Here is a 10,129-nt window from a genome sequence, read left to right as displayed (position 1 = left end):
CAAATAATATACTGATGGTCGAGCACTTTAACCTTATAAACGGGCTAACTTAGCTAAAGCAAAAAATTATAAGGCCATCACAACAATTCTTTAAGTTAGGAAGTAAATATGAGTTCAGCTCCAGATAGTGGCTGGTTTGGCCACCCTAAAGGACTTTCGACATTGTTCTTCACTGAAATGTGGGAACGAATGAGTTATTACGGTATGCGAGCTATGCTCGTATTATTCATGACAGCAAGCTTACAACAAGAAGGCCTTGGCTTTACTGTTGCATCAGCTGCTGCAATTTATGGTTTGTACACAGGTGCGGTATACTTTTTAGGTTTGCCAGGTGGCTGGCTTGCAGATAGATTATTCGGTGGCCAAAAAGCGGTTTGGTACGGCGGTATTATCATTATGTGTGGCCACATTATTTTGGCCGTCCCGCATGAATATTCGTTTTTTATTGGTTTAATTTTTGTTGCTACAGGTACGGGCTTACTCAAGCCAAATATCAGTGCAATGGTAGGCCAGTTATACAGCGATGCTGATGAGCGTCGTGATGGCGGTTACGCTATTTATTACATGGGTATCAACTTAGGTTCTCTAATAGGTTACTACGTTTGTGGTTACTTTATGGAAAACGTAGGTTGGCACTGGGCATTTGGTGCAGCAGCTGTTGGTATGGCGATTGGTTTAGTGCAATACAAACTTACACTTAATAACTTACCAGAGCACAGCGCTTTACCTGCTAACCCATTAAGCGCTAAAGGCACTTCACGTACATGGGGCGCTATCGCGTTGTTTGTGGCTGTTGTTGCGGGCGTTACCATAGCCGCTATGACGGGTGCCATTACTATAAACCCTTCGATTGTAGCCGGTTATACAGCGGTTATATTCACTGCTATATTCTTTGTGTATTTTGGCCTCATTTACTTTAAAGGTAAATTAACTGGCGAAGAAAAACAAAGAATGTGGGCACTATTTTTAGTGTGTGTTGCGTCTGCGTGTTTTTGGTCTGGTTTTGAACAAGCCGGTTCTTCTTTAAATCTATTTGCCCGTGATTACACAGACCGACTTATTGGTACTTTTGAAATTCCAACTACGTGGTTTCAATCTTTAAACTCAATATTCATTATTGTTTTATCACCGTTTTTTGCTGCGCTTTGGATAAACCTATCTAAAAAAATGATATCGCCTACTTACAGCGTAAAATGTGCATTTGGCTTGATCATCATGGCCTCAGGCTTTTTAGTCATGTTTATGGCAGCACATTATGCAGCTGAAGGCTTAAAAGTAGCGCCTTACTGGTTGGTAACTACGTACTTTTTACACACAGTGGGTGAGCTTTGTTTAAGCCCTGTTGCATTAAGTGCAGTAAGCAAGTTATCGCCACGTCGCTATACGGGCCAGTTAATGGGTGTGTTTGTTTTAACTTACTCTATTGGTAATGTTATCTCGGGTATACTTGCGGGTAACTTTGATCCAAATAACGTTCAAGAAATTCCTACCCTATACTTACAAATTGCATTATTCAGCATTGGTGTAGGTATTGTTTTAGTGCTTATGAGCTTTAAAGCGAAAATATGGGAAAAACAAGGATTAGAAACCTAATTCGGTTAATCCTTTTGTACCAATAATTATTTACTGCATATTCTAAATGTAGTAACAAATAAAAAATGCCCCCATAATTGTTTATGGGGGCATTTTTATACAGCTATGCTCCCATACTTTTAACTGATATTATGCATTAATAAATTGTTAAATTAGATACCCGAGGACTGCTGTATATGTTATTGGATAAGTTATTAAAAATAGCTGCAATACCATTTTTGCTCTTTATATTAAGTGCATGTGGTGGTGCGAGTGATGCAGTAACAGTTAATCCAAATGATCCTGTTGAGCCCGAGCCTACCCTACTTTCTTTAACTGCTGCTAACGGCTTAAACTCAACACTAGATAACGGGGGTTTTGAATTAATTATCCCTGCTAATACAGCTTCATCGAATAGCGAAATCACTTACGAAAAAACGACCTTGGATGACGCTAACACACAGCTAAACATTATCTCTGATTTACATACTCTTATACCCGTTCCTGACATTACATTTTCAGATTCTATTACTATTAGAATAAAAATACCTGAAGACTACGTACTAGGTGGGCAATTATTTATAGCCAGGCAGTTGGGCCTAAATAGTTGGGAAACGATTACTAACTCAACCGTAAGCGATGATTATGTCAGTGCACAAGTGAATCAAGTAGGCACTTATGCAATTCAAATGCAGCGCAAAGAAGCATTCGCCGATATTGGCCCAACATGTGAGGCGAGCGCAACAACACAATCGGTACGGTTTGTTCATGTAGCAGACTTACATGCCCGTTTTGGGTATGAGGAACAATACTTTAGCCGCATTAAAGCGTATTACAACCAAGTTGCCAACCAAACACCACATACCCTATTTACCAACGGTGGTGACGATTATGAAAAAGGCACGGTAGCAGAGCAACTTTCACAAGGCACAGCAACCGAAGAAGCCATTAAAGCAATGCAGTTTGATATCCGCGTTGTGGGAAACCACGACTATGCATGGGGCCCTGAAAAACTGCTGAGTTATTCGCAAGATGATAAAGCGATTGTGCTTGCAAGTAACACTCGCTATGAAGGGGAGCAACTTCAAGACTTTGCCGCTGTAAGCTTTGCAAAAGTGCAAGTTGGCTGTATTACTCTAGGTGTATTTGGCATGACGTCGGTGCCATGGAATGAATTAGATGAGCCACTTCAAGACGATCCAATTCCTGATTTTATAAAACAATTTAAAATGAGCTGGGAATGGCAACAAGTCGCACAAAGCATTGTAAGCCAATACCGTGATGATGTTGATTACATGGTAATGCTAAGCCATTTAGGCGTAGGCCTAGATACCGATATGGCAACTGACGTTGAAGGCATTGATTTAGTATTGGGGGGCCATACTCATGGCGGCGAAAGCTTTGATACACTAGAAAATGGCGCTATTGTTATTCAACCTGACTTTTATGCAAAAGGGATAACCGATTTAACGCTGGAGTTTAATTTAGCTGATAAAACATCCCCTGTTGTGAACTATCAGACAATTGCGACCGAAACAATTACAGAACGTGATGACCCAACAAAGCAAGCCATTGACGAAATTATGGGGCGTTACGCACCTGATGCACAAACCGAAATAGCTATTTCAGAAAACTACCCAAGTGCAATTGAGTTAGCTGAAATAACAGCATTAGCCGCGCAGCACGCAAGCTCAATTACTGCTGCACTGTTAAACCCTGAACTGGTTCAAAAACGGTGGACACCCGGCACGCTTACACAAGAAGATTTCCACGAAGCATTTTATGTAGAAAGGCAACCTTCGAATACACCTGGCTTTAACGCCATATATAAAGTGACAGTTACGGGCACAGATTTAACATCTATGTATGCAAGCCAACCAGACTGGTTTTTACTCACACCCGATAACGTTCAAGCCACCAGCAGTTATGATGTTGCCTTATTTAAAGGTGCAGCGCTTAATCCTGAGTTGTTTTTTAATGGCGTAACATTTTCAAACGTAGAACCCATTGCTGAAGCATGGTGGTTACTAGATCAGTACGCCCGATTTAGAACAAGCCAGTGCTTATACCTCGATACCAACAATCAACTATTTTCATGTACAAACGAAGAAAACATAACGGTATGGAATTTTGATAATACAGCAAGCCCACTCACAGCAGATTTTGGACCTTCAGTACTCAGTTACTTCGATCCTGAAGAAAAAGACTGGGGCCCAGAAGAAACTCAATATAAAACCACTACCGAACTCGGCATTAGCGATTTGAGTGACGGGCCGTCAGGTGTAATGGCATTTTCAAGGCATGCACCAACCGAAGGCCTACATATTAACTTAAACACCCCCGCTAACGGCGATTATGCCGCTGATGGCATGGTTTCAGACTACACACTTGTAATGGATTTATACTGGCCCGCTGAAGGCCAAGATATTTACCGTGCGGTTGTTCAAGCGGATACCGTTAACTACTTAACCGACGACGCCGACATATTTATAGACCCAAGTGGTGGTTATGGTAAATCAACCAGCGACAGTGGCTATTTTGGTAATACACAACCAGACTCTTGGCACCGTGTCGCTTTAGTATTTTATACGGCACCTACCAATGGCGTATTTGAAGTATACATAGATGGCGAACTTGTAGGTGTAAAGGAAGATGGAGAAATAAACAATCGTTGGGCGCTCAAAAACGCCGTACTGTTATTTAACGATGACAATTTCGAAACCGAACCAGGCTACTTAAATGCCATGCTTTATGCCGGACGTGCGATGAGCCGCGACGAAATAAAAAGCTTAGGTAATGCGCAGCAAAAACTGACTTACGAGCAAGCAACACGCGTACTTAATCAAACTATTGAACGCCATTACCAAGCTGCCCCTGCAATAAAGCCTAATTTATGGTTACAACAGCGTAGCAAGTTTTTTGGTGAACACACCAAAAATGTAAACAATTAATTACACTTACCACTATTTTATACCACGTCAAAAAAGAGGGTTTAACCACTTAAACTCTCTTTTTTATTAATTTAAATCATAAACTTAACTAAAAAAAAGTAACGGTAACCGCTTATTTTTACAGCGTAAATGTTCTCCTCTGTATGCACTAAAAGCAAGTTCACCTTAAACGTCCTATAAAATTTACACACAGCCTAAATACTAAATACAGCGCAACGCTTCCCCTAAACCTAATTCTGGTTAATTATCTTGCCATTAACACAACAACAAATAATCACAGTGCTTACATTGTGGGAGTAACTAAAATGAGTGAAGTAACTAACTATTTAGGTTTAGTCGGTATTGAATTTACTGAATACGCCACGCCTGATGCAGATTACATGGACAAAGTATTTACTGACTTTGGCTTTTCAAAGCTTAAAAAGTTTAAAGGTAAAGACATTGTTTATTACAATCAAAACGACATTCACTTTTTACTGAACAACGAGCGTGAAGGTTTTTCAGCCGAATTTGCTAAAAGCCATGGCCCTGCAATTTGTTCAATGGGTTGGCGTGTTGAAGATGCCCAAAAAGCATTTGAAACTGCAGTACAGCGCGGTGCAAAACCTGCAACCGATTCTACACACAAAAATCTTCCTTACCCTGCAATTTACGGTATTGGCGATAGCCTAATTTACTTTATTGACCAATTTGGCGATAAAGGCACTATTTACGAAAGTGACTTTGAAGATTTAGCAACGCAAACCATTGTTGAAGACAAAGGCTTTAAGCGTATCGATCACCTCACTAATAATGTTTATAAAGGCACTATGGAAACATGGGCAAACTTTTATAAAGATGTGTTTGGTTTTACAGAAGTACGTTACTTTGACATTAAAGGTCAAAAAACGGCGCTAATTTCATATGCGCTTAAATCTCCATGTGGCACCTTCTCAATTCCAATCAACGAAGGTAAAGGTAACGACAACAACCAAATTGACGAATACTTAGGTGAATACAATGGCCCAGGCGTTCAGCATTTAGCATTTTTAACTGACGATTTAGTTAGCTCGCTAGACAAACTAGATAAATCAACGATTGCTACGCTTGATATTATTCCTGAGTACTACGACACCATTTTTGACCGTGTACCGTGGGTTAAAGAAGACAAAGACAAAATTCGCGAACACCAAATACTGGTTGATAGCCAAAGCGAAAATTGTTACCTACTACAAATTTTCTCTAAAAACTTATTTGGCCCAATTTTTATTGAAATGATTCAACGCGTTGATGATGGCGGTTTTGGTGAAGGTAATTTCCAAGCGTTATTTGAATCAATTGAACGCGATCAAGAGCGCCGCGGCGTTTTATAACCTTTTTTGAGTAAATTAAAAGCAGCGACCTTCGCTGCTTTTTGTCGTTTTAATATTTAAAATGTATGGCTTAAAGTGCAAGTATGCTTAAATAAATACTCCATTGTTGCCATACAGTTAAACCAAAGGAAATGTAATGAGCCTAATTAACGAAACCCATGATATCAATTTAACAAGCTGGGTAGAGTCAGCAAATGTTGCCAATTGCGACTTTCCTATTCAAAACTTGCCATTTGCCGAGTTTCGTCGCAAAGGTACTAACGAAGAATTTCGTGGCGGTGTAGCGATAGGTGATCAGGTTATCGATCTTGCAAAACTAAGTGAGCTTAATGTATTTACAGGCGATGCTAAAACAGCTCTCGATGCAGCTAGCGAATCAACACTAAATGCATTTATGGGTTTGGGTCAGCAATTTTGGTCAGCACTTCGTATGGCTCTTTCTAAATCGCTACGCGAAGGCGCTGATTGTCAAAAAGACATTGCAAATACATTAATAGCACAAGCTGATATTGAATTTGCATTGCCATGTCGTATTGGTGACTACACCGACTTTTACACTTCTATTTATCATGCAACAGCAGTCGGTAGTTTATTTCGCCCTGATAACCCACTATTACCAAACTATAAATGGGTACCAATTGGTTACCATGGCCGTTCTTCATCTATTGATGTGTCTGGGCAAACATTTCACCGCCCTAAAGGACAAACTAAAGCACCTGATGCTGATGTACCATCATTCGGCCCATGTAAACGCCTTGATTACGAGCTAGAGCTTGGCATTTACTTAGGTAAAGGAAATGCGCTTGGCGATGCAATTGCAATCGAAAATGCAGAAAATCATGTATTTGGTTTTTGTGTGTTTAACGACTGGTCGGCCCGTGACTTACAAGCTTGGGAATATCAACCATTAGGTCCGTTTTTAGCGAAAAACTTTGCATCAACAGTGTCGCCTTGGATTGTTACAACAGAAGCACTCGCGCCGTACAGAACAAGTTGGACGCGTGATGAAAATGACCCACAACCAATGGAATACCTAGAGTCTGCAGCTAATCGTGAGCAAGGTGCATTTGACATTCAAATGGATGTAAAAATTCAAACCGAAAAAATGCGTAGCGAAGGGCACTCTCCTACTCGCGTATCTACCTCTAGCTTTAAGCATTCGTACTGGACTGTAGCTCAAATGGTCACTCACCATACGGTTAACGGGTGTAACTTTATGCCGGGTGACATGTTGGGTTCGGGTACGCAATCGGGGCCTACACATGAAGAAGCGGGCTCTTTACTGGAGCTATCTCGTGGGGGTAAAGAAAAAATAACGCTAAGTAATGGCGAGCAACGCAGCTTTTTAGAAGATGGCGATAACGTTATTATGCGTGGCTGGTGCGAAAAAGAAGGCTTTGCACGTATTGGTTTTGGCTCAGTTGAGAGTACGGTTTTGGCCGCAAAATAATCCCAATCAAGCATAACCAAATGAAGAGGGTTGCTTTTAAAAGCAGCCCTTTTTTATTAATTTTTGAACAGTTACAATTTTTTTCTGGCTTTTTAAGCTCAGATTGATACATTATTCCGGTTAGTAGCCAGTGTTTATATGCCATGTCAGTATTTATAAAGTCTTACAAAAAACTTTTTCCAGCTCGCCAACTTCTTATTCGTCAAAATGGCGAGGTTAAGCATGTTGTTTTAGCGTCTTGGTTACAACTTTTCGCAATAATGCTTATTTTAGCAACAATTGCGTGGGTGAGCATTTCGAGCTTTCGTGTTTATACGCAAACTAATCACATCTCTGACATAGAAAAAAACCAGCTAAACAAACAAGCACTTTGGGAACAAAAAGTTACCGAGCAGCAACGTCTTCACGAACAGCAACTTAAGCAGCTTGTAACGCTTGAGCAAAAACAAGCGCTACTTCAAAGCATGATCGAATCTTTACCTGCTTCAATTAGCCAAGACGTTATTCAGTTAGGTGAAGAGCTTGAGTCCCCTATTAATGAAAATAAAAACGAATTCCATGAACCTTTAGTTGATGAAGATCCAAATGCTAAGCAAGTTAATTTAGGTCAACCTATTAGTTTTGAGGCGCGGTTGGCGCGTTTAAATGACCAATACGAACAAAGCTTTAACTACCTAGACAAAAAAATAAACGAACGACACAATGCCATTTTAGCCATGCTTAAAGGCGCAGGGCTTGATACCGCTTTAGAAAGCCACTTAGCAATTAACGCTTTGCACATTGCTCAAGGTGGGCCATTTGATGTGTTTGACGAAACAAATATACCCAGTCATTTTTTGGCAATAGTCGACAAATTAGTTGCGTTAAACAATCTAGAAAATTTATTAACTGAATTACCTAACACCCTGCCTTTACCCGCCGCTAAATATTACATTTCAAGTAGCTTTGGTTTACGTAAAGACCCAATGAACAATCGTCGTGCATTTCACAAAGGCGTAGACTTAGCAGGTTGGCACAAAACCGAAATTTTTGCTCCTGCAGACGCTGTGGTTCTTCGTGCAGGGCGTAATGGCGGATACGGTAACTTTATTGAACTCGAACACAAAAATGGCTTAGTTACTCGCTTTGGCCACTTAAATAAAATAAAAGTAAAAAAAGGCCAGCATATTGCTAAGCACGATGTGATTGGTTTAATGGGGAGCACTGGAAGAAGTACCAGCACTCATTTACACTACGAAGTATTGGTTAATGGCGAACAAGTCAATCCTCTAAAAATAACAAAGGCGCTCTCTCGTGTTCGGTAAAAAAAAATCAGCAAGTACTAACCTAAGAAAGGTTAATCACACCCCCTCTATAATTTCTGAAGATGTGCGCCTTACTGGCACTTTAATAAGCCAAGGCGAAGTTCAACTTGATGGACGAATAGATGGTGACATAAAAGCCGAACAATTAGTCATTGGCTCCTGCGGTGTTGTTGAGGGAATTGTTGAGGCCGTGGGTATTGTTGTTAAAGGCACGGTTATTGGCTCTATCAATGCAAGCGAAGTAAAAATACAAAGTGGTGCCCATGTACATGGCGATGTGTTTCATGACTCATTGAGTATTGATGCGGGCGCTGTAATTGAAGGCAACTTAAAGCAACGCACTGAAAAAGAAACAGTAGAATTAACTGCTGAACCAATTGAAACAGAAGTAAAAACACTGATTGAAGAAGATGACAGCGGCTTGTCGTTTGTAAATAAACAAGCCACCGATAAAAGCTAGCGCTACACTAGCGGTAGGCTATTTTTTCTCAGTAATATACATTGTAATATCTGCAGTGAACACGAGTTCGTTGCGGGTATTATAAAGCTTCACGGGTACAACCAAGTCTTCTTTATCTATCCACTGGCGTGGTAAATCAATCTCAGCAATGGCCGTAACGTCTGTATCAACCTTTGCCAAATATTGTACGGTCATCCCCTTTGGGATCCAACGGTGGGTTTTTACCGGTACAGTCGCATCAACCATCACACCTGCACACAACTCAGCTAGGTTACACTGCGCAATTGCATGAATGGTTCCAATGTGGTTATGAACACTTCGGCGGTTTTTAACAACAGCACTGCAGTGCCCTTCTCGCAGGTCTAATACGTAAGGTTTCATAGAGCCAAAGTAAGGGGCTTTAAAACAAACCGCCTTAGTAAAAAGCCAATTACCAAGGGGTAAGTTTTTAAATTTATGCCACGTTTTTACAAGTGGTGATTGATTTGCCATTATAGTTTTCCAGTTACAGTTACTTTATTAACGCTAACACATCAGACCAGTTTAAAAAAGCCGTTTTAATCGCTGCTTTTATCACATGTTTAATAAAAAATACGAATGACGACGTATGCATAGGCCAAAAGCCCTTTCTTTTTTATGAGTGCCCCCCTAAAATACGCGAAAAAGGAGACTCAATGCATACACAGCCCGCAAAACCTAATCTAACTTTATTACTTATCTTAGCGTTGCTTGTTATTTTTTGCCCTATGGCTATTGATATTTATCTGCCCGCCTTCCCTACCATAGCAGAGCAATTTTTGGTAACTGAGCAACAAGTGCAGCAAACCGTTGCCATTTTTATGTTAACTGTTGGATTAGGTCAATTAATAGCAGGGCCTTTAGCTGATAGATTTGGCCGAAAGCCTGTCGCATTAGTGGGTATTAGCTTATATGCAGGCTCTGCGCTACTTGCTTACTACGCCCCTTCGTTTGAAGTATTACTTTCTGCGCGTGCATTACAAGGGTTAGGCGCATGCGCCACATTTGTTGTTGCTTTTGCG

General features: G+C 40.5%; 8 protein-coding genes. 7 read left to right on the top strand and 1 reads right to left on the bottom strand.

The features are described 5' to 3' along the window. Positions 1-108 precede the first annotated feature (108 nt). The 6 genes from ATS71_RS12165 (at position 109) to ATS71_RS12140 (ending at position 9,089) form a co-directional block, all read left to right on the top strand. Positions 109-1,593: a peptide MFS transporter gene (locus ATS71_RS12165; RefSeq protein WP_058405063.1), complete on the top strand. Its 1,485-nt coding sequence runs from the start codon at positions 109-111 to the stop codon at positions 1,591-1,593. 176 nt (positions 1,594-1,769) lie between these two features. Further along, the gene (locus ATS71_RS12160; protein ID WP_058405062.1) at positions 1,770-4,523 is read left to right on the top strand and encodes a metallophosphoesterase; all 2,754 of its coding nucleotides are present in this window, start codon (positions 1,770-1,772) and stop codon (positions 4,521-4,523) included. A gap of 305 nt (positions 4,524-4,828) precedes the next feature. Further along, positions 4,829-5,875 (top strand): 4-hydroxyphenylpyruvate dioxygenase, encoded by a 1,047-nt coding sequence (gene hppD / locus ATS71_RS12155; protein ID WP_058405061.1) that lies wholly within the window; start codon positions 4,829-4,831, stop codon positions 5,873-5,875. A gap of 136 nt (positions 5,876-6,011) precedes the next feature. Further along, complete coding sequence (gene fahA, locus ATS71_RS12150; RefSeq protein ID WP_058405060.1) at positions 6,012-7,325, top strand: fumarylacetoacetase; 1,314 nt, start codon at positions 6,012-6,014, stop codon at positions 7,323-7,325. 143 nt (positions 7,326-7,468) lie between these two features. Continuing rightward, the gene (locus ATS71_RS12145) at positions 7,469-8,629 is read left to right on the top strand and encodes a M23 family metallopeptidase (RefSeq protein WP_058405059.1); all 1,161 of its coding nucleotides are present in this window, start codon (positions 7,469-7,471) and stop codon (positions 8,627-8,629) included. Next, positions 8,619-9,089, top strand: coding sequence for a bactofilin family protein (locus tag ATS71_RS12140; protein ID WP_058405058.1), 471 nt, complete (start codon positions 8,619-8,621; stop codon positions 9,087-9,089). Before ATS71_RS12145 ends, ATS71_RS12140 begins: the two co-directional genes overlap by 11 nt. 18 nt (positions 9,090-9,107) lie before the next feature. On the opposite strand, the gene ATS71_RS12135 is transcribed toward ATS71_RS12140, so the two are convergent. Next, the gene (locus ATS71_RS12135) at positions 9,108-9,581 is read right to left on the bottom strand and encodes a hotdog fold domain-containing protein (RefSeq protein ID WP_058405057.1); all 474 of its coding nucleotides are present in this window, start codon (positions 9,579-9,581) and stop codon (positions 9,108-9,110) included. Between the two features lie 182 nt (positions 9,582-9,763). Here ATS71_RS12135 and ATS71_RS19095 point away from each other — a divergent pair. Beyond that, a partial coding sequence (locus tag ATS71_RS19095; RefSeq protein WP_235591480.1) for an MFS transporter occupies positions 9,764-10,129 on the top strand: 366 nt, incomplete at its 3' end.

This window comes from Pseudoalteromonas sp. H71, assembly GCF_001468485.1.
GTDB lineage: Bacteria > Pseudomonadota > Gammaproteobacteria > Enterobacterales > Alteromonadaceae > Pseudoalteromonas.
Note: the sequence above shows the minus strand (reverse complement) of the source record. Positions and strands in the feature narration are given on the sequence as shown.

What these genes read in the sequence shown, in the direction of transcription:
- ATS71_RS12135 (WP_058405057.1), bottom strand. Translation starts at nt 9,581, where the DNA reads ATGGCAAATCAATCACCACTTGTAAAAACGTGGCATAAATTTAAAAAC.
- hppD (WP_058405061.1), top strand. Translation starts at nt 4,829, where the DNA reads ATGAGTGAAGTAACTAACTATTTAGGTTTAGTCGGTATTGAATTTACT.
- ATS71_RS12160 (WP_058405062.1), top strand. Translation starts at nt 1,770, where the DNA reads ATGTTATTGGATAAGTTATTAAAAATAGCTGCAATACCATTTTTGCTC.
- fahA (WP_058405060.1), top strand. Translation starts at nt 6,012, where the DNA reads ATGAGCCTAATTAACGAAACCCATGATATCAATTTAACAAGCTGGGTA.
- ATS71_RS12145 (WP_058405059.1), top strand. Translation starts at nt 7,469, where the DNA reads ATGTCAGTATTTATAAAGTCTTACAAAAAACTTTTTCCAGCTCGCCAA.
- ATS71_RS12165 (WP_058405063.1), top strand. Translation starts at nt 109, where the DNA reads ATGAGTTCAGCTCCAGATAGTGGCTGGTTTGGCCACCCTAAAGGACTT.